General features: G+C 63.8%; 23 protein-coding genes. 14 read left to right on the forward strand and 9 right to left on the reverse strand.

Translation table 11 applies throughout. The annotated features are described in order from the left end of the window. Positions 1–16: 16 nt before the first annotated feature. Together AC1RZR_RS19165 and AC1RZR_RS19170 are read right to left on the reverse strand one after the other, a co-directional pair. Positions 17–1,357 (reverse strand): hybrid sensor histidine kinase/response regulator, encoded by a 1,341-nt coding sequence (locus AC1RZR_RS19165; protein ID WP_481825607.1) that lies wholly within the window; start codon positions 1,355–1,357, stop codon positions 17–19. A gap of 1 nt (position 1,358) precedes the next feature. Further along, positions 1,359–2,543 (reverse strand): FIST N-terminal domain-containing protein, encoded by a 1,185-nt coding sequence (locus AC1RZR_RS19170; protein ID WP_481825608.1) that lies wholly within the window; start codon positions 2,541–2,543, stop codon positions 1,359–1,361. 248 nt (positions 2,544–2,791) lie between these two features. Between AC1RZR_RS19170 and AC1RZR_RS19175 the strand changes: the two genes are divergently transcribed. The 4 genes from AC1RZR_RS19175 (at position 2,792) to AC1RZR_RS19190 (ending at position 7,870) form a co-directional block, all read left to right on the forward strand. Beyond that, the gene (locus AC1RZR_RS19175) at positions 2,792–3,292 is read left to right on the forward strand and encodes a (2Fe-2S)-binding protein (protein ID WP_477271884.1); all 501 of its coding nucleotides are present in this window, start codon (positions 2,792–2,794) and stop codon (positions 3,290–3,292) included. A 125-nt stretch (positions 3,293–3,417) separates the two neighbouring features. Further along, a complete protein-coding gene (locus tag AC1RZR_RS19180) occupies positions 3,418–5,769 on the forward strand; it encodes a xanthine dehydrogenase family protein molybdopterin-binding subunit (RefSeq protein ID WP_481825609.1) in 2,352 nt (783 codons plus the stop codon). A 12-nt stretch (positions 5,770–5,781) separates the two neighbouring features. Next, positions 5,782–6,579 (forward strand): FAD binding domain-containing protein, encoded by a 798-nt coding sequence (locus AC1RZR_RS19185; protein ID WP_481825610.1) that lies wholly within the window; start codon positions 5,782–5,784, stop codon positions 6,577–6,579. A 268-nt stretch (positions 6,580–6,847) separates the two neighbouring features. Further along, positions 6,848–7,870, forward strand: a complete 1,023-nt coding sequence (locus tag AC1RZR_RS19190) for an acyltransferase family protein (RefSeq protein ID WP_481825611.1) — start codon at positions 6,848–6,850, stop codon at positions 7,868–7,870. Positions 7,871–8,080: 210 nt separating this feature from the next. Here AC1RZR_RS19190 and AC1RZR_RS19195 read toward each other — a convergent pair whose 3' ends face one another. Continuing rightward, positions 8,081–8,578, reverse strand: coding sequence for a GNAT family N-acetyltransferase (locus AC1RZR_RS19195; protein WP_481825612.1), 498 nt, complete (start codon positions 8,576–8,578; stop codon positions 8,081–8,083). After that, positions 8,575–9,372: a copper homeostasis protein CutC gene (locus tag AC1RZR_RS19200; RefSeq protein WP_481825613.1), complete on the reverse strand. Its 798-nt coding sequence runs from the start codon at positions 9,370–9,372 to the stop codon at positions 8,575–8,577. The genes AC1RZR_RS19195 and AC1RZR_RS19200 overlap by 4 nt, the downstream gene beginning before the upstream one ends. Before the next feature lie 208 nt (positions 9,373–9,580). On the opposite strand from AC1RZR_RS19200, the gene AC1RZR_RS19205 reads away from it, so the two are divergent. Then, positions 9,581–10,036: a carboxymuconolactone decarboxylase family protein gene (locus AC1RZR_RS19205; RefSeq protein WP_477271872.1), complete on the forward strand. Its 456-nt coding sequence runs from the start codon at positions 9,581–9,583 to the stop codon at positions 10,034–10,036. Positions 10,037–10,124: 88 nt separating this feature from the next. On the opposite strand, the gene AC1RZR_RS19210 is transcribed toward AC1RZR_RS19205, so the two are convergent. Then, positions 10,125–10,556 (reverse strand): cupin domain-containing protein, encoded by a 432-nt coding sequence (locus AC1RZR_RS19210; RefSeq protein WP_477271870.1) that lies wholly within the window; start codon positions 10,554–10,556, stop codon positions 10,125–10,127. A 198-nt stretch (positions 10,557–10,754) separates the two neighbouring features. Further along, complete coding sequence (locus tag AC1RZR_RS19215; RefSeq protein ID WP_481829082.1) at positions 10,755–11,534, reverse strand: alpha/beta hydrolase; 780 nt, start codon at positions 11,532–11,534, stop codon at positions 10,755–10,757. A 310-nt stretch (positions 11,535–11,844) separates the two neighbouring features. Between AC1RZR_RS19215 and AC1RZR_RS19220 the strand changes: the two genes are divergently transcribed. From AC1RZR_RS19220 to AC1RZR_RS19230, 3 genes are all read left to right on the forward strand, one after another. Beyond that, positions 11,845–12,033, forward strand: a complete 189-nt coding sequence (locus AC1RZR_RS19220; protein ID WP_481825614.1) for a hypothetical protein — start codon at positions 11,845–11,847, stop codon at positions 12,031–12,033. 398 nt (positions 12,034–12,431) lie between these two features. After that, positions 12,432–12,743: a hypothetical protein gene (locus AC1RZR_RS19225; protein WP_477271866.1), complete on the forward strand. Its 312-nt coding sequence runs from the start codon at positions 12,432–12,434 to the stop codon at positions 12,741–12,743. A 230-nt stretch (positions 12,744–12,973) separates the two neighbouring features. Continuing rightward, on the forward strand, positions 12,974–13,342 hold the full coding sequence (locus tag AC1RZR_RS19230) for a hypothetical protein (RefSeq protein ID WP_477271864.1): 369 nt from the start codon (positions 12,974–12,976) through the stop codon (positions 13,340–13,342). Between the two features lie 28 nt (positions 13,343–13,370). Here AC1RZR_RS19230 and AC1RZR_RS19235 read toward each other — a convergent pair whose 3' ends face one another. Together AC1RZR_RS19235 and AC1RZR_RS19240 are read right to left on the reverse strand one after the other, a co-directional pair. Next, entirely contained in the window at positions 13,371–14,402 is a 1,032-nt protein-coding gene (locus AC1RZR_RS19235; protein WP_481825615.1) for a CobW family GTP-binding protein, read from the reverse strand. After that, on the reverse strand, positions 14,399–15,379 hold the full coding sequence (locus AC1RZR_RS19240; RefSeq protein ID WP_481825616.1) for a LacI family DNA-binding transcriptional regulator: 981 nt from the start codon (positions 15,377–15,379) through the stop codon (positions 14,399–14,401). The genes AC1RZR_RS19235 and AC1RZR_RS19240 overlap by 4 nt, the downstream gene beginning before the upstream one ends. Positions 15,380–15,624: 245 nt before the next feature. On the opposite strand from AC1RZR_RS19240, the gene AC1RZR_RS19245 reads away from it, so the two are divergent. From AC1RZR_RS19245 to AC1RZR_RS19265, 5 genes are all read left to right on the forward strand, one after another. Further along, on the forward strand, positions 15,625–16,746 hold the full coding sequence (locus AC1RZR_RS19245) for a substrate-binding domain-containing protein (protein WP_481825617.1): 1,122 nt from the start codon (positions 15,625–15,627) through the stop codon (positions 16,744–16,746). A 101-nt stretch (positions 16,747–16,847) separates the two neighbouring features. Next, positions 16,848–18,374, forward strand: a complete 1,527-nt coding sequence (locus AC1RZR_RS19250) for a sugar ABC transporter ATP-binding protein (protein WP_481825618.1) — start codon at positions 16,848–16,850, stop codon at positions 18,372–18,374. Between the two features lie 29 nt (positions 18,375–18,403). Continuing rightward, positions 18,404–19,423: an ABC transporter permease gene (locus tag AC1RZR_RS19255; protein ID WP_481825619.1), complete on the forward strand. Its 1,020-nt coding sequence runs from the start codon at positions 18,404–18,406 to the stop codon at positions 19,421–19,423. Continuing rightward, entirely contained in the window at positions 19,420–20,376 is a 957-nt protein-coding gene (locus tag AC1RZR_RS19260; protein WP_481825620.1) for a cyclase family protein, read from the forward strand. Before AC1RZR_RS19255 ends, AC1RZR_RS19260 begins: the two co-directional genes overlap by 4 nt. Positions 20,377–20,404: 28 nt before the next feature. Further along, positions 20,405–21,391 carry a 2-hydroxyacid dehydrogenase gene (locus AC1RZR_RS19265; RefSeq protein ID WP_481825621.1) on the forward strand — a complete coding sequence of 329 codons (987 nt, stop codon included), beginning with the start codon at positions 20,405–20,407 and terminating at the stop codon, positions 21,389–21,391. 110 nt (positions 21,392–21,501) lie between these two features. Here the strand turns inward: AC1RZR_RS19265 and AC1RZR_RS19270 are convergent, their stop codons facing one another. Then, positions 21,502–21,690 (reverse strand): hypothetical protein, encoded by a 189-nt coding sequence (locus tag AC1RZR_RS19270; protein ID WP_477271848.1) that lies wholly within the window; start codon positions 21,688–21,690, stop codon positions 21,502–21,504. A gap of 318 nt (positions 21,691–22,008) precedes the next feature. Here AC1RZR_RS19270 and AC1RZR_RS19275 point away from each other — a divergent pair, with 318 nt between their 5' ends. Then, entirely contained in the window at positions 22,009–22,311 is a 303-nt protein-coding gene (locus AC1RZR_RS19275; RefSeq protein WP_477271846.1) for a DUF1330 domain-containing protein, read from the forward strand. Positions 22,312–22,440: the final 129 nt, after the last annotated feature.

The raw sequence follows: 22,440 nt of genomic DNA on the forward strand, positions 1-22,440 counted from the left end.
GTTCCCGGGGTGGGGGCTAGGCCAACAAATGCGCCAGCAGCGCGCGCAGTTGTGCCGGCTTCAGCGGCTTGCGCATCAGTTCGATGCCGCCGGCGCGCGCCGCCTTGGCGACGGCTTCGGAACTGTCGGCGGTGACGATCAGCGCCGGCACGGCGCGGCCGAGATAGTCGCGGACCTCGGCGATGGTGGCGGTGCCGAGGTCGCCGCCGTCGAGATGCTGGTCGGCAATGACGATGTCGGGGACCCAGTCGGTGTCGCCAAGCATGTCCAGCGCATCGTCGGTCGAGGTCGCGGCCCGCACCAGGCATTGCCAGCGTTCGAGCAGGAAGGTCATCGCCTGCAGCACCTCGGCATCGTTCTCGACCAGCAGCACCTTGGTGCCGAACAGGCCGTAGCCGCGCGGCCGTTCCGTGTCGGCGCCGCTGGCGATGGCGTCGGCCGGGGCGCCGATGCCGACGGGAACATCGATGTGGAAAATCGTGCCGCGCCCGACCTTCGATGAAAATGTCACGGGATGGCCGAGGGCGCTCGCCATGCGGCGCACGATGGCAAGCCCGAGCCCGAGACCGCCGCCGTCCAGCTCTGCATTGGCCGACGAGGTGCCGCGGTGGAACTCCTCGAACACCGCTTCGCGCTGGTCGTCGGGAATGCCGCAGCCGGTATCGGCGACATCGATGCGGATGGTGTCGCCGCGATGCCTGGTGCCGACCAGCACGCCACCCGAGCGGGTATAGCCCAGCGCATTGGAGAGAATGTTCTGCAGGATGCGGCGCAACAGCGTGCGGTCGGAGCGGACCACGGCATTGACCGGCCGGAATTTCAGCGACAGGCCCTTCAGTTCCGCCACCGGCTGGAAATCCGAGCGCAGCGACGAGAACAGCACCTCCAGGCTGACGTCGCCGATGTCGGGCTGCACCACGCCGGCATCGAGCTTGGAGATGTCGAGCAGCGTGTGCAACAGGTCCTCCATCGTCTCCAGCGAGCGCTCGACCTGCCGCACCAGCTTCCGGCCCTCTTCGCTGGTCTGCACTTCGGCGAGCGCCGAAACCGAGAGGTGGGCGGCATTCAGCGGCTGCAGCACGTCGTGGCTGGCGGCGGCGAGGAAGCGGGTCTTGGACAGGTTCGCCAGTTCGGCGTTTTCCTTGGCGGCGCTGAGGTCGATGTTGGATTGTTCCAGCCGGCGCAAGGTCGAGTGCAGTTCCTCGGTGCGCGTGCGCACCCGATTTTCCAGCGAAATCGCGGTCTGGAACAGCGAGAAGGCATTGCCCTGCTGGTCCATCGAGCGCTCGACGCGGCTGACCAGTGCGGCGTTGATCTTCTTCAGCTTTTCAAGATCGTTTATGTCCCTGAGCGGCATCTTATTCGGCCGCCTGTCGTTCGCCAAAGGCGATGCCGGTAAAAGTCTGGTTCAAATGCATCGACCGGTACTGTTCGCCATAGGTGCCGAAGCCGATGACGTTGTTGACCCGGTAGAGCTCCGAGATGTCGCGAAAGACCTGGCGGTTGCGCGCATCCAGCCGGCGCAGCACGCAGTCGAAGCCGAGGATCATGTCGATGCCGCCGAGCCGCTCCTCGACGTCACGAAGGGCGGCGCGCGTCGATTCGACCATGTCCTTGGGCTGAGCGATCGACAGCACGACGCCGTCGTCTATGGCGCAGAAGAACGACAGCGAGCCATCGGGGTGCATCTTCTGGATCGACCGGCAATAATATTCGCCACCCACCTTCACCACCACCGGGTGCGAGGCAAAACTCAGCGGCGTCAGCGTCTGCGGGATGATGCCGACGGACGCGGCATATTCCTCCGCCGCATTGGTGGCGTTGAACTCGCGCACGATGCGGTGATCGGGATCGGACGCCGTCACCACCAGCTTTTCATCGGTGGGAACGAAATTGTCGGTCTTGAAGACATGGAAGGGAATTTCGGTGGCGACCAGCACGATAATGGCGCTGTCGGAGGTGACCTTGCCGTTCCAGATCAGGCGCGTCGTCTCGAATTTCAAATCGTCGCCGGCCGACCCGCCGAGCAGCGGTATGTCGTCGAGGCCCCAGTGGATGGCCGAACTCACTGCTTCCTCGGCATAGGAAAGCCCGTCGATGAAGCAGAGCGCGAACGTGCCTTTGGTGCGGTCATAGCCCAGGCGCGCGCGCAGCGACCGCCGCAAAGCCTCGACCTCGCTGGTGATCCTGTCCATGCCCGACGAGGACAGGTTGTCGACCATTACGCTGACCGCGGTGAACGCGGTGGAGGGAAGCAGCATGGCGAGCACGTGGCCGTCCTCGAGGCCCTGGGGCGTGATCTCGCCGGCGGTCGAGCAGCCCGCGTGGTGGAGCGCAGGCGCGTGGGTCATGAGCGCCCGGGAAAGAGCGTCGGCCTCGACCAGGCTCTGGGAAAAGAACAGCAGGGCAAAGCCGGCGTCGATTGCCGCGGCTTCCAGCGCGATAGCCGTGGCGAACGCGTCCATGTCGGGCTCGTCAGTGGTGAGCGCCGACAGGCCGCATGCATAGCGCGTCCGTGAACTGGCCAGCGGCGTTCTCCGCATTTCCTCCGACGCTGTTTTATGCGCGTCGGGCGCGCGGGCGTCGGACAACATTGTTGTCCTCAATCCATGGTTTGGCAATGGGGCGACAGGGGCCGCACGTTTGGGCTCGGCCATGACCGAAAGTACAATGTGCCGAGTTTTAGACGTGCTGTTTTTTGTCCGTTGTGCGGTGTACGACTAACGCGTGGCCGAGGCGCCAACACCGCGTCGGCAGCGTGATGACCAAGGTTGATACCCAGGGAGGGACCATGTCGGACGTTTCGTTGATGGTGAACGGAAAGCGGGTCAGCGGCGTTGCCGAGGACCGAACACTTCTGGTTCACTTCCTTCGGGAGAATCTCGGTCTTACCGGAACGCATGTCGGTTGCGACACCTCGCAATGCGGTGCCTGCGTCGTCCATGTCGACGGCAAGGCGGTCAAATCCTGCTCGATGCTCGCGGTGCAGGCTTCGGGCTCGACCGTGGTGACGATCGAGGGCCTGGCCAATGGCGCAGATCTGCATCCGGTGCAGGCCGCCTTCAAGGAACATCACGGGCTGCAGTGCGGCTTCTGCACGCCGGGCATGATCATGACGGCGACCGACATGATCAACCGCCACCCCGAAGGCCTCGACGAGGCCACGGTGCGCGCCGAGCTCGAAGGCAACATCTGCCGCTGCACCGGCTACCACAACATCGTCAAGGCGATCCTCGCCGCATCGAAGACGATGTCCAAGGGGTCGAAGAGCAAAGCCAGGCAAGCGGCGTGAGAGGGAAGTGAGTAGCGAATAGGGAGTAGCGAATAGTCAGCAGTCTGACCAAACGCCAACTCACCTTCACTACTCGCTAGTCGCTGCTCACTATTCGCTATCTCAGCATTCGGGAGGAATTTCTGATGGGCATTGAAGGTGTTGGCGCTCGGGTCGCGCGCAAGGAAGACAAAAGATTCATCACCGGCGCCGGCCGTTATGTCGACGACATGGTGGTTCCCGGCATGAAGCACGCGGCCTTCGTGCGCAGCCCGCACGCGCATGCGCAGATCAAGAAGATCGACGTCAAGAAGGCTCAAGCCATGCCAGGCGTCATCGGCGTGCTGACCGGCAAGGAACTCAAGGCCGACGGCATCGGCAACCTCATCTGCGGCTGGATGATCCACTCCAAGGATGGTTCGCCGATGAAGATGGGGGCGTGGTCGCCGCTCGCGTTCGACCGGGTCCGATATGTCGGCGATGCCGTCGTCATCGTCGTGGCCGAGACCAAGGGCCAGGCGCGCGACGCCGCCGAGGCGGTCGAGATCACGTACAAAGAGCTGAAGGCCGTCGTCGATGCCTCGAAGGCGATGGACAAGGGCGCGCCGCAGGTCCACCCCGAGGCCGACAACAACCTGATCTTCGACTGGGACATCGGCAACGCAGACGAGACGGCGGCGGCGTTCAAGAAGGCGGCCCATGTCGTCAAGATGGATATCGTCAACAATCGCCTGGTGCCCAACGCCATGGAGCCGCGCGCGGCTCTTGGCCATTACGACAAGGCCGAGGACCACTATACCTGCTGGACGACGTCGCAGAACCCGCATGTCGCGCGGCTGGTGATGAGCGCCTTCTACAATGTCGCGCCGGAAAACAAGCTGCGCGTCATCGCGCCCGATGTCGGCGGCGGCTTCGGCTCGAAGATCTACATCTATCCCGAAGAGATCGTCTGCCTGTGGGCGTCGAAGAAGACCGGCGTGCCGGTCAAATGGGTGGCCGACCGCACCGAGAGTTTTCTCACCGACGCGCATGGCCGCGACCATCACACCCATGCCGAAATGGCCTTCGACAACGATCACAGGATCCTTGGCCTGAAGGTCGAAACCAAGGCCAATCTCGGCGCCTACATGTCGCTGTTCTCGTCGGCGACGCCGACCTACCTCTACGCGACGCTGCTGTCGGGCCAGTACAACATCCCCGCCATCCACGCCAATGTGAAGGCGATCTACACCAACACCGCACCCGTCGATGCCTATCGCGGGGCAGGGCGGCCGGAAGCAACCTTCGTCATGGAACGCATGATGGAGACGGCCGCGCGCCAGTTCGGCGTCTCACCCGCAGAGTTGCGCCGCAAGAACTTCATCACCTCGTTCCCGCACCAGACGCCGGTCATCATGTGCTACGACGCCGGCGACTATGCCGCTTCGCTCGACGCGGCGATGAAGGCGTCGGACTATGCCGGCTTTGCCAAGCGCAAGGCCGCCGCCGCCAAGAAGGGGCTGCTGCGCGGCATCGGCATGAGCTGCTACATCGAGGCCTGCGGCATCGCTCCGTCGGCGGCTGTCGGCAGTCTTGGCGCCGGTGTCGGCTTGTGGGAATCGGCGGAAGTGCGCGTCAACGCCGTCGGCACGATCGAGGTGCTGACCGGCTCGCACAGCCACGGCCAGGGCCATGAGACGACCTTCGCGCAACTGGTCAACGAGCGCTTCGGCGTGCCGCTCGATTCCGTCTCCATCGTCCATGGCGACACCGACAAGGTGCAGATGGGCATGGGCACCTATGGCTCGCGCTCGGGCGCGGTCGGCATGTCGGCCATCGTCAAGGCGCTCGACAAGGTCGAGGCCAAGGCCAAGAAGATCGCCGCGCACCTGCTCGAGGCCGACGAAGGCGACATCATCATCGAGAACGGCGCGCTGAAAGTGGCCGGCACCGACAAGAACGTGCCGTGGTTCCAGATGGCGCTCGCCGCCTACACCGCCCACAATCTGCCGGGCGGCATGGAGCCCGGGCTGAAGGAGACGGCCTTCTACGATCCGTCGAACTTCACCTTCCCGGCCGGCTGCTACATCTGCGAGGTCGAGGTCGACCCGGAAACCGGTATGACCGAGATCATCCAGTTCGTCGCCGCCGATGATTTCGGCAACATCATCAACCCGATGATCGTCGAGGGCCAGGTGCATGGCGGACTGGCGCAAGGCATCGGCCAGGCGCTGCTGGAAGGCGCCCATTACGACAACAGCGGCCAGTTGCTGACCGCCAGCTACATGGACTACACCATGCCGCGCGCCGGCGACCTACCGTCGTTCAAGGTTTCGACCTCGAACACGCCATGCCCGGGCAATCCGCTCGGCATCAAGGGCTGCGGCGAGGCCGGCGCCATCGGCTCGCCGCCGGCGGTGATCAACGCCATCACCGATGCCATCGGCAGCAACGATCTGGCCATGCCGGCATCGCCGTCCACCGTGTGGGCGGCAATCCGCGCCGCGACGAAACACTGAGGAGGAACGAGCATGTATTCGGTCAATTACCACCGCGCCGCCTCGCTCGCTGATGCCGCCAAGCTGGTCAAGACGGGTGACGCCAAGCTGCTCTCGGGCGGCATGACGCTGATCCCGGCGATGAAGACACGGCTCGCCGCGCCCTCGGACCTTGTCGACCTGTCGAAGATCAAGGAGTTGCAGGGGGTCAAGGTGTCGGGCAAGACGGTCACCATCGGTGCCGCCACCACGCATTTTGAGGTCGCCAGGGACGAGAAGCTGAGGAAGGCCTGTCCGGCGCTTGCCCATCTGGCGTCGCTGATCGGCGATCCGGCGGTGCGCCACCGGGGGACGATCGGCGGCTCGATCGCCAACAACGATCCGGCGGCCGACTATCCGGCGGCGCTGCTGGCACTGGGTGCCACCATCGTTACCAACAGGCGCCAGATCGCTGCCGACAAGTTCTTCAAGGGCCTGTTCGAGACGTCGCTGAAGGAAGGCGAGATCGTTACCGCGGTCAGCTTCACGGCGCCCGCCAAGGCGGCCTATGAAAAATTCCGCAATCCGGCATCGCGCTATGCGATCGTCGGCGTGTTCGTGGCCAAGGGCAAGGACGGCGTCAGCGTTGCCGTCACCGGCGCTGGCGACGACGGCGTCTTCCGCTCGAAGGAGATCGAGGCGGCATTGGCCAAGAATTTCGCCGCCTCGGCGCTCGAAGGCGTGAAGGTGCCGGCGAAGAATCTTATGACCGACATCCACGCCTCGGCGGACTACCGCGCCAATCTGATCGTAGTGATGGCAAAGCGTGCCGTGGCGGCCGCCACCGCCTGACACCATCAGTCGCGGGCAAGGAAAGGGGCCATAGCGGCCCCTTTTTCACGTGCGACAACCCGCAACGGTCCAGTCCCTGAAGGAATTGCCATCACCATTTTTTGCTTGAGGCAATTCCGGCACATGCTTTCCTTGGACCTGCTTCGGCGGCAATCTCGCACTTGCACAAATTTATCTCGCACTGCAATATGTGGTCGGGCGGGAATGCGAACGGGGTTGGAGCGTGTACCGCCATGCCCTTTCGCATGTCCAATGCGAAGGGATCGGCATGTCCGAAATTTCCGCGACCAGCATGGTTCTGCCCCGATCGACCGCCGAGAGAGCGGCCAGGACAAGACTGGCCTATCTCGATGGCTGGCGCGGGCTGTCGATCGCCCTGGTGCTGATCGGCCATTTTTTTCCCGTTCCCGGAATCAATCTGGGCGTGCTGGGCGTAGAATTCTTCTTCGTGCTCAGCGGCCGGCTGATGGGCGAGATCCTGTTCATCGAGCGCTACCCGCTGAAGAAATTCTTCAAGCGCCGCTTCTCCCGAATCTATCCCGCACTTCTGGTCTTCGTGGTCGTCGCGATGATTGCGCTCTCCGGCACATTCATCGCCTTCAAATGGAAGGCGGCGCTGACCGCGCTGACATTCACCTACAATTATGCCGGCATCCTCGTTACGCGGGCAGGCGCGCTCGACCATATCTGGTCGCTTTGCATCGAGGAGCACGCCTACATCATCCTGGCGCTGATCAGCGTCGTCGTCTCAAGCCGCTCCCGCGTCGTCGTGCTGCTGCTGGCGCTGGCCTTGCTTGCCATGGCCAACGGCGCTGTCTCGTACTGGGTCGTGGGGATGGACTACGAAGCCACCTACTGGCGCACCGATGTGCATATCGCGTCGATCCTGCTGTCGGCTTCGATCTGCCTGCTCAAGGCCGACGGCCGGCTGCCGGCGGTGCTCGGGGGCAAGCATGTGGCGCTCGCGGCATCGATCTGCGCCGTAGTGCTTTTCCTCGATCGGGTGCCGACACCAATCCACTATCTCTTCGCGGTGCCGCTGCTGGCGCTGGCCGTCAACGCGCTCGATTTCAGCCCGCGCTATCTGACCGGATTGCTGTCGTCCTGGCCGATGGCAACGCTCGGGCTGTGGTCGTACTCGCTCTATCTGTGGCAGCAGCCGTTCTACAAATTCGTCTATGAGCAAGGCAGCGCGCCGATCCCGATGCTGGCCGGGGTCTTTGTCTGCGCGTTCTGCAGCTACTACATCATCGAGCGGCCGGCGCGCGAATGGCTTAACCGCAACTGGTGAATCCCGCCGTCTTGCCCGCAGGATAATCCAAAGGCGCCGGAAAGGTCGCGGCCGCGGACTGGATTTCGCGGTTAGGCCGATCGGCCCTTTTTCGTGAGCAGATACCGTCGGAGACCGGCTTCACCGCGCGGTGTTGTCCAGCGATGTTTCCAGGCGAAGGCTTCTTTGTGTGGCCAGCGCCAGCGGGTCAGGCGGAGATCGCCTGACGTATCAGACGGAAATCCGTCTGATGTAGTAGCGCACCGCCTTCTTGCCGCCGTGGATCACCGCATCGCCGGCCTCGACGAAACCGAGCGCGGCGTGGAACGCGTCCGAGGCAGGGTTCGGCGGGTCCATGTTGACCTCGCAGGTGACCAGCGTATGGCCGGCGCGCTGAACATGGCCGAACAAATCCTGGTAGAGCCGGCGGGCATGGCCACGGCCGCGCGCTTGTGCCGCCACGACGACCCGGTCGACATAGACGAAGCGGGGGTAGCGTTCGCGGAACCAGACGAAATTCGGGCTGTCGTAATTGGCATCCTGGTCGAAGGTCATGATGAAGGCTTCGAGATCGCCGATGCGGCGCGCGTAAAATGCCTCGCGGAGCAGGAAGGACAGCCGTTCAGGCTCCAGCCACGACAGTTCGGCCGCGTGCTCGTTGTTGAGCGCCAGGATCGCTGCTTCTTCCTCGGCCGATACACGGCTGATCGGGGCAGGGGTCGCGCTCATGCCTTCGCAGCCGCAATGGTGGCCGCCACGAGATCCGTGTCGGTCAAGGTGTTGCGGTATTCGCGGTCGAGGTCGGAGCCGCCCATGCCGACATGCGGGTTGCGGTAATCCATGGCGCTCGGCACGTCCTTGAGGGCGGCGAAATGCATTTCGGACAAGCCGGTTTGTCTGCGCACCTCGGCGATGTTGCCGAGATCAAGCCCGCCACAGCCGAGGATGATGATGCGGTCGCCGGCCTGCCGCACCAGATCGGCCAACAATGCTGTGCCCTCGACCGCCGTATCGCGCTGGCCGCTGGTCAGCACACGGCCGACCTTGCTGCGGATCAGCGCTTCGAGCGCCTCGGCGGGGTCGCGCGTCATGTCGAAGGCGCGGTGGCAGGTGACGTTCAAGGAGCCGGCAGCCTGCGTCAACTCACCCATGCGCGCCTCGTCGATGGTGCCGTCGGCGTCCAGGCAGCCAAACACCACGCCGGGCACGCCGAGGTCGCGCAGTGCTGCGACGTCGGCGAGCATCGAGGCGTATTCGCTGTCGCTGTAGAGAAAATCGCCGCCGCGCGGCCGCACCATGACGTGAAAGGGCACGGTCGCCTGGTCGAGGGCGGCGCGTACCGTGCCGAGGCTCGGCGTGATGCCGCCTTCAACGAGGCTGGCGCACAGTTCGACCCGATCCGCGCCGGCGGCCTGCGCGGCCAGCAAGCCGTCAATGCCTTCGACACAGATTTCGATCAGCGGCAGGCGAGTTTCTCTGGTCAAGGGGCGATCCAATCGATGATGTCGCCGCAGCCCTAGCATCAGGCCGGTTGGCGCGAAAGCGTGAACAGCGCGCCGCCATTTGGGCCAGGCGAATTTTCCCTGCTTGACAGTCTAATAACCATTGGGTTATGGATTAATCAATAATCAAATGGTTATTGATTTCGCTAGCCGAACTCAAAAGACCTGGATGCGCGGCCATCCGGGCTTGGCAAGACACGCCCGACGACACACTTCAAAGGAGAAGATCATGCAAGCAAGAATCAAGAATCCGGTTGTGATCATTCCCGGCGCGCTGCAGGCGCTGCTGGCGCTGGACAAGTCGACCGAGGCGGCCGAATTGCCCTATGTGACGCGCAAGCTCATCCATCTGCGCGCCAGCCAGATCAACAACTGTGCACTCTGCGTCGACATGCATGCACGCGAGCTGAAGAAGGCCGGCGAAAGAGACGAGCGCATCTTTGCGCTGGCGGCATGGCGGGAGACGCCGTACTTCACCGATGCCGAACGCGCGGCCCTGGCGCTGGCCGAGGCCGGCACACGGCTCGCCGACCGGCCCGATGCGGTGCCGGACGAAGTCTGGGACGAAGCCGCCCGACACTATGACGAAAAGGCTCTTGCCGCCCTGGTCATCCAGATCGCGCTGATCAACGCCTTCAACCGGCTCAACGCCACGACACGGCAGATGGCCGGTGCTTGGGGATGAGCCCCGGGGGCGGATGGTTGTGCGCGACGGTGCGGTGACGCACGGCGTGCACCCTCGGCCATTGGGGCGCGGATATCGGCCTTGGCCGCTACTGGCGCAACTCCGTATTCTTGGCGCCTTCCTCGACCTGATCGATCACCAGCAGCTTGACCGGACCGTCGCCGATGTTGGTGGCCTGATGCCACTGGCCGATCATTTCGATGATGAAATCCCCGGTCTTGTAGGTGTTGCTGTTGCCGGTCTCGACATTGGTGACCTTCAGCGTCCCGGCCTGGACATAGGCGTAGCGCGGGAAGGGGTGTCTGTGGACCGGCAAGGTCGCACCCGGCGCGATGTCAAAAGTCGAGACCAGGACCTGCACGTTTTTCTGCGGCAGCGTGATCGGCTGACCGGAAGCGGTTGTCGTGCGTGATGCCAGTGGCGTCACGACGACGGGCGTGCCGCTGCTGTCCAGCGCATGGGCGGGGCTTGTGGAGAATGCGGCCGCCAGCAGCAGCCCTGACATCAGAATGTTTCGCATGATTCCCTCCACCTCCGCGCCAGCATCGCGCGGCGGCCATCCGCGTGCAAGCACGTCTTCTCGGGGGCGCTTGCGCCTTTTCCGATACGAACCGGGCACGGGCCGTCTCGGTTGCAAGCGGCCCATGTCGTGGCGCCCTGGCCTTGGTCGGTCTGTTGAGGGTTGAGTTCCATGCCGCCCCAGACCCAGCCAACCTCGCTAGCCGAGCTGCCCGGCGGCCTGCGAGATCAGCTGGGCGATCTCATGCGGGTGGGAGATCAGCGACAAATGGCTTGCCTTCACCTCGATGGTCTTTGCGTTCATGCGCTTTGCCATGAAGCGCTCGAGATCCGGGTTGATCGTGCGATCCTCGGTCGAGACGGCATACCAGCTTGGCTTCGAGCGCCAGGCCGCCTGCGTCGTCTTTCCGGTGAAAAGCCTGTCCGAAATCGGCCCCTGGACGGCATAGAGGATGCGCGCCTTCTCGCGAGGAATTCCGCCGGCGAAATCCCGCAGGAAAGCCTCTTCGCTGAGCTTGCCGTAGCCTGCGGTCCAGACAAGGCCGGCGGAGGCGGGGGGTGCTGCAAAAGTCTTCGCAAGCGCCGTGTAATCTTCGCCCGCATCCGGAGCGCGCGCCGCGACATAGACGAGCGAGGAAACCTTTGGATCCATCCCGGCCTCGGTGACGATCATGCCGGCAAAGGAGTGTCCGACAAGTATCGTCGGACCATCCTGGAGCGCGATCGCACGGCGCGTCGCCTCGACGCCCGCCTCCAGCGTGGTCAGCGGGTGCTGGACGACGGTTGCGTTGAAGCCAGCCTGCTGCAGCAGGCCAACCACCCCTGACCAGCACGAGCCATCCGCATAGGCGCCATGGACCAGGACGACATTGCGAACCTTGGGCTCCGTCTGGGCCCGCGTCTTGCCGGAGCCGGCCAGTATGCTCGTGGCCACCCCGGCGAAAAGCGCGGTGGAGAAAGTACGTCTATTCAACATGATCGTGGATTCCTTGAAAGATTGGCAGATCCGCGCCGAAGCTGCGGCCGATGGCGCCGCAAATGCTTTGCGCGGCGCTCACGTCCAATCTTCGCAGCCTGCCGAGCCTTCGTTACGGCCGTCACCGCTTCGTGATCGCTTGCCTGGGGCACACGCCGTCTTTCACGATGCCGCCGCTGGATTTTGGAACGTCATCCTCATCAACAGGTCGGTCACCACGGCGCCTCCGCGGGTCGGTGGAACGCTATCTAGTAGCGTTGTCTAATTTAGCAAATACGCAGATAATGGAGTGTCGAACGGCAGGAACAAACCCATGACAACCTACATCGTCAGCGTGTTCGAGAAGCCGCATTGGCGCACGGTGCTGTCAACGAACGACAAAGCCAAAGCCTTCGACCTGGCCAAGGAGATCGGTGACAAGGTCCGGATAGAGGAAATCAAGCCGAAGCCGAAGCCGAAGCCGAAGCCGAAACGGTCGGTCAGCCAACATCAAGCGTGCTGAAGGGCAGGGAACGTAGGGAAACCAGGGCCCGCGACTCAACCTGGTCAAGCCTGGCCTAACCGCCGGTGTCAAATATCTGCGCGGCGAGCAAGATTGGTGGCGTGCCTCGCTGCAGGATTTCCTCGCAAGGCTGCCAGCAAATGGACGCAGGTCATGCCGGCGTGACCGATGAAAAGAGATCCTGCTTTCGCGTCCTTGGGGCCGTGTGTTCAGTGAACCCCACGGCGTCGGGCGCCGCCCGGCCTGTGCAGAGCGGCTTCTGCGAAGCCCATTATATTAGCAAGAAACGATATATTAACGGCTGTGATGCAGCCTTTCCACAGGAAGCACCTCCTCATCGACGCTCCAATGCACGCCGTTGGAGCGGCGGGACGCTTGAGCAGATGCGGGGCCAACGCATGAGTGTCGGAACAGCTCTCGAACAATTGCTGCGGTTGATTCATCGCCGAGCCATGAAATTGGCGGCGTTGCCGGAGGATGAAAGGGATCTACACTACGATCTCATTCGCCTCTCATGTTGCGCAGCCGCCGAGCACATTGGGCAAAGTCCGGACGAGGCAGCCATCACGGCAAACGATATGGTTGCGTTTGTTCGCGCACTGGTCGGAATCATCGAAATGGGTTGCGGGTCAGGCCAAGGGCGAAGTGCTGATCAGCCGCCACCGGCACGCCATTTTGGTAGCCTGGAGAATGGCACTACGCGCGCCTGAGGATGCGGAAGCGTGGTCGGACGAGCAAGGGCAGAGCCGAGCGGACCGGTGGCTTTGCGCGAACTTGTGCGCATCGGTCAACGTGAACCGGGCGCCGGCTTGTCAGGCGGGCAAAGGGGGCGATAGAAGCTACTGCGTGCCTTGATTGCGCTTCGCAGGACTGGCCTGTCCCGGATGGCGGGCCTGGCGGTTTGGCGGCCGGCGGGCAATGTCCATGGGGCTGCAGCAGCATGACGGTTCGTTACGCGTTCTTCGAAGGTACCATCCACCCGGGCCGGGAGGCCGAGTTCAGGAGCATCGTCCACGAGCGTCTGATTCCACTCTGGACGAAGTTTCCGGGATGCCAGAACGTTACGGTCTCGTTCGAGGTCGAGCATGACGACGGAGTGCCGTCCTGCCCCTTGGTCCTCTCTTTCCACTATCCGGACTTGGCGACACTGCACATGTCGCTGCAGTCGGAAGTTCGGACCGTCAGCCGGGGCGTCACAGCCGAATTGCTGAAGTTGTTCAATGGCCGGGTACGCCACCATATTTGCGAGCCCGCACAAGGGGCAGGCGCCCAGCATGCCTTCGAGGGCGTCGCCAATCTTGCAGTCTGACGTTTCGGCCGGCTGCCCTTGTGCCGAGTCAACCGGCGATGGACCAGTTGATACCGCTCGACCCTATCAGGCGGGAGAGTTTCTCGCGCTGCCGGGCCATCCGGTCGAGGATGAGGACCAGACGCGAATTGCGGTCTTGCGTCGGCCAAGCCTCCAGCGTTTCGGCGGGGTAGAAGGCATCATGGACCCCGTGCACGACCACCGGCAAGTCCGACCCCAGCACGTTGAGAATGCCCTTGAAGCGCAGAAGGGTTGGCGCGAATTCGCCCACAAGGCCGGATAGGAAGGCGGTGAGTGCGCTCCAGGCGATCGGATCCCGGGCTTCGAGCGACAGGGTGCCGATGCCGGCGTGCGGCGCATGTGTCACATGGCGAAGCGGAGCGGGAGTGCCATCGACAGCGGCCCACGCTCGGATGTCTTCTTCCTTGCGATCATGGTCGGCAATGAGACGCTTTGCATCCACGACACCTGACGTCACAGCGATGACAGGCGCGCGCGGATTGAGGCCCGCGACTTCACGGCGAACGGCTGCTGCTGCCGCCTTGTTCGCGAGGTCGGTTTTGGTGAGGACGACGATATCGGCCACGGCGATTTGCTGGCGGGCTTCCTCCCGGGAACGGGTCTGGCGCAAGGCGTGCTGGGCATCGACCGTCGCAACCACCGAAGAGAGCGGGAAGTCGCTGGCAACCAGCGGGTTCGTCGCAAGCTCGCGCAAGATCGGCCCGGGCACGGCCAGCCCGGTTGTCTCGATCACCACGCGTCGCAGATCCAGGCGATCGTCGCCCAGCCAGCGGCGCCGCAAGGCGTTGAGGCTTTGCGGCAGGTCGGCGCGCATGGTGCAGCACAGGCAGCCGCTGCGCATCAGGACCGTTTCGCCATCGATCCTTTCGATCAGGTGATGATCTATCCCGATCTCGCCAATCTCGTTGATGAGCACGGCAGTGCCGCGCATGGCCGGGTCAAGGAGAATGTGTCGGAGCAAAGTCGTCTTGCCGCTGCCGAGCATGCCGGTCAGCAGCGTGACCGGCCAGCGCGGAAGTCCGTCCGGTTCGCTGCTCATGTGGCCCTGATGACGAGGCGCGGTGGCAGGATGATCCGTTCGGGCGTTGCCGTCGGATGAGCGATGCGCTGCAGCAGTCGATGGGCGGCCACCTCTCCGATATGGCTGGTACCGACCGCAATCGTGGTCAGCGGCGGCCGACTGATCGCCGATTCGGCGACATTGTCGAACCCGATCACGGCCACGTCGCGGCCCGGTTCCAGGTCGAGTCGGTAGAGCGCGCTGAGCGCACCATGGGCGATGACGTCGTTGTGGCAGAGTAGCGCCGTCGGCCGATTGGGACCGGCCAGCAGGGCCATGACCCTCTCGGCGGCCTCAACCCGCAAAGACGGGCAGGGCATGACATGGGCCGGATTCAGCCCGTGCCGGCGGAGAGCGCTGGTGAACCCGGTCAAGCGCTCGGCCGAAGCCGAGGTCTGCCGGTCGGCGCCGATGAAGGCGATCCTCGTGTGTCCGCGCTCGATGAGATGCTCGGTCGCGAGTTCGGTGCCGAGTCGGTAGTCGGCGCCGACGTAATCCGTCACGGTGCCGGCGACCTGCCTGAGGATTTGCACCACCGGTACACGCGAGCGCTGCAATTCCTCGATGACCTTGCGGTCGGTTCCCTCGGCGGGGCTGAGGATGATGCCGTCGGCGCCCTGTTCGCGCATGCGCTGGATGAAGCGCGATTGTCGCTCGGTGCTGTCATTGGTGTTCGCGAGGAAGGTCAGCAGCCCTGCTTCCTCGAGCACGCGCTCGATGCCGGCAGTGAGTTCGGCGTAGAAGGGGTTGGTGATTTCGGCAACGACCAGCCCCACCGTCTGCGAGCGGCCCGAGCGCATCGAGGCAGCCCCTCGATTGTAAACGTAGCCGAGGTCGGCAATCGCCTCGAGCACGCGGACCCGCGTCATCTCCGCCACAAGCGGGCTCTCGCGGAGCACCAGCGACACGGTCGACCGCGATACGTTGGCGAATTTCGCAATGTCGCTGAGGGTCACGCGCTGCTCGGCGCTGGCAGAAGGCGAGAGGCGGCCTTCCTTTCGAATTGTCTTGGATCGATCCATAAATTTCCATCGCACAAGGTCGCCTTTGGATCAATAGAACCCGGTTTGGTTGCGGTCAAGCTTTTAGATCGATGCAAAAGTTGTTGCGTACCGTGTGGAGATTTGCAATTGTTGTGCCGGTACCACCCACGGGATCGCTTCCCTGTGCTCAGGTGGTGTTCAACGGGATGGAGAACGAAATGCATAAGCGCTTTGGACGAGGCGGTCCGGCACTGCGGTGGGGAGGGGTTGCCCTCCTGGCGCTGCAGGCAGTGGGATTCGCCGGCCTGGCTCACGCCGATGACGCCGTGGCGAATGCAAAGGCGGCGGTCGCCAAATATGCCGGCCCGCAGACCACCTGGGAAGGGCCGACCAGCGCGCCCGCTCCCGCCAAGGGCATGAAGCTGGTGTTTCTGTCGGGTGACGAGCAGAATGACATCTCGCACCTCTATGGACAGTTCATGAAGGAAGCCGGAGCCAAGCTCGGCTGGGATGTAACCGTTATCGACGGCAAGGGCAGCCCGACCAGCTGGCTCTCCGGGTTCAACCAGGCGATCGCGCTGAAGCCAAACGGCATTGCGATCTTTGCCGACGCGGCGAGCCTCAAGGATCCAATCGCAGCAGCCAACAAGGCCGGTATCACGGTGATCGGCATGCATGCCGCCTCGCTGCCCGGACCGCAGCCTGATCTCGGACTGTTCGTGAACATCCAGGAAGATCCGCGCGAGATCGGCGCGGCCGAAGCTGACTGGGCGATCGCCGACAGCGACGGGAAGGCAAAGGTCGTCGTGCTGACCCACAACGAGTACCAGATCGCCGAGACCAAATCGAAGGCGACGCGCGACCAGATAGCCAAGTGCACGACCTGTCAGGTCGTCGAATATGCGAACTCGCCGGCCTCCGAAGCGGCTCAACGGATGCCGCAGCTGACCACGAGCTGGATTCAGCGTTTCGGGACGCCGCTTTACATCACGTCCGTGGGTGACAACGACTTCGACTTCGCCGTGCCGGTGCTGCGGACGGGCGGGCTTAAGGCGGCTGACGTCAAATTGGTCGGCGCGGACGGCAACCGGTCAGCCTATGACCGAATCCGCAAGGGCACTTACCAGACCGTGACGGTATCCGAGCCCATCGAGCTGCAGGCCTATCAGGCGGTCGACGAGTTCAACCGCGCCTTCAACAAGCAGGCGCCAAGCGGCTTCGTGCAGCCGCCTTATCTGGTGACGCCGCAAAACGTCGAAAAGGAAGGCGGCGACAAGAACAACTTCGTGCCGTCGAACGGCTACAAGGAACACTATCTGAGCAACTGGGGCGTCAAGTAGACTGCTCCGCAACGACAAGCGAGGCGTCGTTCCTCCGGACGACGCCTCCTAGTTCTTCGGGCGCGGACCGCAGGTTCGCGCGGCCAGCCTGAGTACCGCACATGCCGTTTGAGCCATCCCCGCCAAACCGGGGCGACGAACCGGTGCTTTCAATCACCGGTCTTTCAAAGGCGTTTACCGGAACGCTCGCACTCGACGGAGTCGATTTCGACCTGCGGCGTGGCGAAATCCACGCCCTGCTCGGTCAGAATGGCGCCGGCAAATCGACGCTGATCAAGATTCTTGCCGGCGTTTACCCACCGCTCAGCGGTGACATCCGGATCGCAGGCCGCCTGGCAGACCCCATCAGCGAGCGGCTGCCGATCAACTTCATCCATCAGGACCTCGGGCTCGTGGACACCATGAGCGTCGGCGAGAATGTCGCGATCGCCGCCGGCTATTCCCGCCGCCGCTACTTGATCGACTGGCGCGAAACCGACCGGGCCGCGCGCCGGGCACTGACGGCAATGGCCAGCGACATCGATCCCGAGGCTCGGGTTGGAACGCTGACGGCCGCCGAAAAATCGATCGTGGCGATCGCCCGCGCCCTGGCCACCCGCTGCGACGTACTGGTGCTGGACGAGCCGACGGCGTCCCTGCCAGAGGCCGACGTCGGCCGGCTTTTCGGGGCGCTCGCCCGCCTCAGGACGAACGGGCTCGGCATTATCTATGTTTCGCACCGCCTGGATGAGGTGTTTCGCATTGCCGACCGTGTGACGGTGCTGCGTGACGGACGCAAGGTCGCGACTGCCGAGGTAAGGGATACCGTGCCCGACCGGCTGGTCGCGATGATCGTCGGCCGGGAGCTGGTCGAAACCGAACTCGCTCCACCGCCTGCGTCCGTCCGTCCGCTGCTCGCGGTGTCGGAGCTGCAGTCTGGCCCCGCCGGGCCCGTGAGCTTTTCCGTGACCGCCGGGGAGACGCTCGGGCTGGTCGGCCTGCGCGGTGCCGGCCATGACACGATCGCCCGCGCTCTGTTCGGCGATCGACCGATCGATGCCGGGACGGTGACCCTGGGCGGTCGCTTGATCGCGCCGGCCACCGCCGAGCAGGCAATGGCAGCCGGCATCGGGTTCATCTCGAGCAAGCGCGGCGAGGAAAGCATGGCCGCCTCGCTCAGCGTGCGCGAGAACCTCTACCTCAACCCTACCTTGACCGGAATGAAGCCCTCAGGCTGGATCGATCCGGCGGGAGAGCGGGCCCGTTCTGCCGCCGTCGTTGCCCGCTACTCGATCCGCCCGTCCGATCCGGAACGTGCCATCGCGACGCTGAGCGGCGGCAACCAGCAGAAAGTCATCGTTGCCCGCTGGCTGGAGGGGGCGGTCGATCTGCTCATTCTCGAAGAACCGACGACAGGCGTCGACGTCGGCTCGAAAGCCGAGATCTACGCTCTGATGCAGAGGTCACTCGCCAAGGGCATGGCAGTGCTGCTGGTCTCGTCGGATTTCGAGGAGATAGCCAAGGTGTGTCACCGGGCGCTTGTGTTCAATCGCGGGCGGGTGGCGGCCGAAATACCTCGCGACCAGTTGACGGTGTCACGCCTGACTGCACTGGCAGCCGGCGCCGAAACGTTTGAGGCTACAGCATGACTGCACAACTTCCCCAGCGCGGAAGCGCGATGGCGCGGGCCACCCGGTTCGTTTCGGTATGGGGGCTGCTGATTGTCCTCGTTGCCCTCATCGCCCTGTTCTCGGTGCTCAAGCCCGACACTTTCCTCACCTATTTCAACTTTCAGGCGCTCGCCGGCAGCAAATCGATCCAGGCCATCGTGGCGCTCGCTGCGATGATCCCCATCGCCGCCAACCGCTTCGACCTGTCGGTCGCCTTCGTCCTCGGCATCGCCCAGGTGCTGGCGATCGGGCTCCAGGGCATGGGCATTCCTTGGCCGGCGGTCGTGGTGCTGATCCTGCTGCTCGGGGCACTGGTGGGCCTGATCAACGGCATATTGGTCACCGTGGTCGGCATCGACAGCTTCATCGCCACGCTGGGTACGGGTACCGTTTTGCTCGGCATAAACCAGTGGTACACTGGCGGTCAGCAGGTGCTGGCGAACCTGCCCGATTCCTTCCTCGCGCTGTCCGGCGTCGTCTATGGCGTACCGCTGCCGGCGGTCTACGTCCTGGTCATCACCATCATTCTCTGGATCGTGCTCGAATTCCTGCCCGTCGGCCGCTTCGTCTATGTCCTCGGCATGAACCCGCGCGCCGCCCAGCTCAACGGTATCTCGGAAAAGAAATACGTCACCGGGGCCCTCGTCGCCGCCGGCGTGCTCTCGGCCTTTGCCGGCATCGTGCTGCAGTCGCAGTTGCAGGTTGGCCAGAGCTCCGTGGGCCAGGAATACCTGCTTCCGGCCTTCACGGCTGCGCTGCTGGGTGCCACAGCCATCAAGCCGGGCCGCGTCAACGTTTGGGGCACCGTGCTCGCAGTGGCGGTGCTCGCCGTCACCGTTGCCGGTCTCAACCAACTGGGGGCCCCGTTCTTCGTCGAGTCCCTGTTCAACGGCGCAACGCTGATCATCGCGGTGGGGCTGGCCGTCACCGCCAGCAAGCGTCGGACCGTGGCTGGCACTGCCGCCGACGCCGCGGCGCGAAGCGGCACCGATGTGCCGGCCACACCTGCCGAGGGAGTAAGCAAATGACTGGCAACCCATCCGACGGACCCGCCGACAGCAGTCCCGCGCTTGGTGCGCACTGGTACCCCTCGCGCTGGGGCGCGGACGACCAGCGCGGCAACGGCAATCTGCAGGGGGCACACAAGGTGATGGAGGCGCTCGCCTTGGTCAGAACGGGAGAGATCGTTTCCCTCGGTCATCGCTACGATGCCCAGATCCCGCTCGCGCCGGGGCGCATCTTTGGCCTGCGCATGCCTGGCGGGCCGACCGGCGGCCCGCACGGCGCCCGCAGCCGAACCGTCTGGAACGACGAGTTCCTGACGACCGAGATTGGCCAGATCGGCACGCACATGGACGCGCTCGGCCATCTCGGCCGGCAAGTCGGCGATGCGTCCGATCACGGCAACATCCTCTTCTACAACGGCACCCCGCTTTCCGAAATCTGGTCGCCCTACGGCCTGCGCCGGCTCGGGATCGAGAATGCCCCCATCTTCTTCACCCGCGGCATCCTGTTCGATGTGCAGGCGCTCAAGCAGCGCGTGCTCGATCCAGGTGAGGAGATCACCGTCGCCGATCTCAAGGCCTGCCTTGAGCGGCAAGGCCTCAGCGAGGCGGCGCTGACTCCCGGCGACGCAATCCTGGTGCGTACGGGGCACGGCAGCCGCTTCCGGACCGAGGCGGCGACCTTCTACGACGGCGCGCCCGGCCTCGGGCTGGCGGCCGCTGAATGGCTAGCGCCGTTCCAGCCATCACTGGTTGGAGCCGACAATTTTGCCGTGGACGTGGTGCCGCCGGTCGATCCGGATGTGTTCCACCCCTGCCATCAGCACTTGATCATGCAGCATGGCATCCACCTGCACGAAGGCCTTGCGCTCGATGCCATCGCGGCGACCGGGATCAGCGAATTCGCCTATGTGTTCGCGCCGGTGCCGATCGTGGGGGCGACCGGATCGCCCGGCACGCCATTCGCGATCATCTGATCGGCCCTCTTACGTCCTGGACGCTGCAATGCAGACGCACGATACTTCGCAACCGGCCAACGCTCCTGGACGTGCTCCCGAAATCCTTGTGCTGTCGAAGCTCGAGCCCGCGGCCGCCATGGCTGAACTCAGCGCCCGGTTCACGTGCTACAACGCTTTCGAGAGCCCGGGACTAGAAGCGCTGGTTGGAGAACACGGCCATACCATCCGCGGCCTGGTAACCACCGGCGGTCGCGGAGCCGATGCGCGCCTCATCGACAGCTTGCCCGCGCTCGAACTCATCACCGTGTACGGTGTGGGTGTCGATGCCATAGACTTTGCGACCGTCCGCCGACGGGGCATCAGCGTGACCAATACGCCAGACGTTCTCACCGACGACGTCGCCGATCTCGCCATCGGGCTGTTCCTCGCGGCAACTCGCCTGATCGCGGCAGGTGATCGTGCGGTACGCGCGGGACAATGGTCGGCACCGCTGCAGTCGCGGCTTCCGCTGAGCGCAAGGGGCCGCAAGGTCGGCATTGTCGGTATGGGGCGGATCGGAAAAGCCATCGCCAGGCGCCTCGCCGTGTTCGACGCCGAGATCGCCTATTGCAAGTCCAGGCCGGCGAGCGACATCGCGTACCGGTATTTTCCCGATCCGGTTTCCCTCGCGGCGTATTGCGAGGTGCTGTTCATTGCGGTGCCGGGCGGTGCAGGCACGTTTCGCTTGATCGACCGCAGAGTGCTCGATGCTCTTGGTCCCGGCGGCTTGCTGGTGAATGTGTCGCGCGGAAGCGTCGTGGACGAGGCTGCCCTCGTTGCAGCGCTCGAGTCGAACAGTCTGGGCGCCGCGGCGCTCGACGTGTTTGCCGACGAGCCCAACGTACCGGCGGAATTGCTGAGGCTGGAAAATGTCGTCCTCACCCCTCATATCGGCAGCTTTACCTACGAGACGCGTTTGGCGATGGGACAATTGGTCATCCAGAATGCGGACGCATATTTCGGAGGGCGCGCGCTTCTTACCCGGGTGGAGTGAGGCCGCCTGGCGAGTTTAATAGTGCCGATATCCTGCCTGGCCATCCGGCCGGGATGAACCGCGCTACCGCAGCCTTCACCCTTGTGTTGGCTTCGTGCCGGCGCTTGGTGTCATTGAGGGGATAGGTGGACGAGTTTCGGCGACCGCAGTTCCTGGGCCATTTTTGCTGCCTGGAAAATTGTCATCAAAACGAAGATTGACTCGCCCTCAGTCGGGTTGATGGTCAGGACCACACGGCCGCGCTCGTCACTCATGGCGCAAGCCCAGTCTTTGACCGCGATCACCTCTTTGCCAGCCATCTGCCCCACCGTCTCGCCATTCGATATGCTTGCCCACGGTGACGCTGATCGGCAACCTGTCACCGGTATTGATCTGCCGCGCCAAGCACAGGATTCTGACGCTGCTGGCCCGTTAGTCAAGAGACTGCTAATATAAGCCGTTCGACTAAGGGGGGTGTCACAATGGGTAGGGGGCAGGAAGCGGAAATCGCCACTCCCAACATTGCTGGGGGCGATGGCGCGCTCAGGGCGAGCGGAGCATGCGGCGATCCGGGGTGGCCTCTGGGGCTAAAGCTCGGAGCGCAAAGGTTCGGCCGCTGCTGAGAGGGAGGAGCACAAATGGCCGCCTATCTGATCGCGGATGTAGACATAAAAGACGCGGCGGTGTTCGAGGAATACCGGCGGGATGTGCCGGCCACCGAGGAGCGTTACGGTGGGCGATACCTGGGTCGTGGCGGTGCGACCAAGGTTCTTGAAGGTGATTGGGAGCCACACCGTTTGGTTATTATCGAATTCCCCGACATGGCGTCATTGATGGGCTGGTACAATTCGCCGGAATACGCCCGCCTTATCGACATCCGCAAGCGTTGCGCCAGCACCAGAATCATCGCGCTCGAGGGGATCGCAACACCCGCTGTGTGACGATGTCGTGGCTCACTCTTGTGCTGTCATCACGCAGATGGCCGGTCGTTTTTGCGCGAAGTCCGCACACCGCGAAAGCGGGTCTTTAGGGCCGGCAAACCAAGGACTTCAGTCTTAATTGCGCGACTT

Source organism: Mesorhizobium bavaricum, from assembly GCF_056781655.1.

Coding starts and splice junctions, on each gene's coding strand:
- AC1RZR_RS19165 (WP_481825607.1), bottom strand. CDS start 1,357: ATGCCGCTCAGGGACATAAACGATCTTGAAAAGCTGAAGAAGATCAAC.
- AC1RZR_RS19170 (WP_481825608.1), bottom strand. CDS start 2,543: ATGCGGAGAACGCCGCTGGCCAGTTCACGGACGCGCTATGCATGCGGC.
- AC1RZR_RS19175 (WP_477271884.1), top strand. CDS start 2,792: ATGTCGGACGTTTCGTTGATGGTGAACGGAAAGCGGGTCAGCGGCGTT.
- AC1RZR_RS19180 (WP_481825609.1), top strand. CDS start 3,418: ATGGGCATTGAAGGTGTTGGCGCTCGGGTCGCGCGCAAGGAAGACAAA.
- AC1RZR_RS19185 (WP_481825610.1), top strand. CDS start 5,782: ATGTATTCGGTCAATTACCACCGCGCCGCCTCGCTCGCTGATGCCGCC.
- AC1RZR_RS19190 (WP_481825611.1), top strand. CDS start 6,848: ATGTCCGAAATTTCCGCGACCAGCATGGTTCTGCCCCGATCGACCGCC.
- AC1RZR_RS19195 (WP_481825612.1), bottom strand. CDS start 8,578: ATGAGCGCGACCCCTGCCCCGATCAGCCGTGTATCGGCCGAGGAAGAA.
- AC1RZR_RS19200 (WP_481825613.1), bottom strand. CDS start 9,372: ATGCTAGGGCTGCGGCGACATCATCGATTGGATCGCCCCTTGACCAGA.
- AC1RZR_RS19205 (WP_477271872.1), top strand. CDS start 9,581: ATGCAAGCAAGAATCAAGAATCCGGTTGTGATCATTCCCGGCGCGCTG.
- AC1RZR_RS19210 (WP_477271870.1), bottom strand. CDS start 10,556: ATGCGAAACATTCTGATGTCAGGGCTGCTGCTGGCGGCCGCATTCTCC.
- AC1RZR_RS19220 (WP_481825614.1), top strand. CDS start 11,845: ATGACAACCTACATCGTCAGCGTGTTCGAGAAGCCGCATTGGCGCACG.
- AC1RZR_RS19225 (WP_477271866.1), top strand. CDS start 12,432: ATGAGTGTCGGAACAGCTCTCGAACAATTGCTGCGGTTGATTCATCGC.
- AC1RZR_RS19230 (WP_477271864.1), top strand. CDS start 12,974: ATGACGGTTCGTTACGCGTTCTTCGAAGGTACCATCCACCCGGGCCGG.
- AC1RZR_RS19235 (WP_481825615.1), bottom strand. CDS start 14,402: ATGAGCAGCGAACCGGACGGACTTCCGCGCTGGCCGGTCACGCTGCTG.
- AC1RZR_RS19245 (WP_481825617.1), top strand. CDS start 15,625: ATGCATAAGCGCTTTGGACGAGGCGGTCCGGCACTGCGGTGGGGAGGG.
- AC1RZR_RS19250 (WP_481825618.1), top strand. CDS start 16,848: ATGCCGTTTGAGCCATCCCCGCCAAACCGGGGCGACGAACCGGTGCTT.
- AC1RZR_RS19255 (WP_481825619.1), top strand. CDS start 18,404: ATGGCGCGGGCCACCCGGTTCGTTTCGGTATGGGGGCTGCTGATTGTC.
- AC1RZR_RS19260 (WP_481825620.1), top strand. CDS start 19,420: ATGACTGGCAACCCATCCGACGGACCCGCCGACAGCAGTCCCGCGCTT.
- AC1RZR_RS19265 (WP_481825621.1), top strand. CDS start 20,405: ATGCAGACGCACGATACTTCGCAACCGGCCAACGCTCCTGGACGTGCT.
- AC1RZR_RS19270 (WP_477271848.1), bottom strand. CDS start 21,690: ATGGCTGGCAAAGAGGTGATCGCGGTCAAAGACTGGGCTTGCGCCATG.
- AC1RZR_RS19275 (WP_477271846.1), top strand. CDS start 22,009: ATGGCCGCCTATCTGATCGCGGATGTAGACATAAAAGACGCGGCGGTG.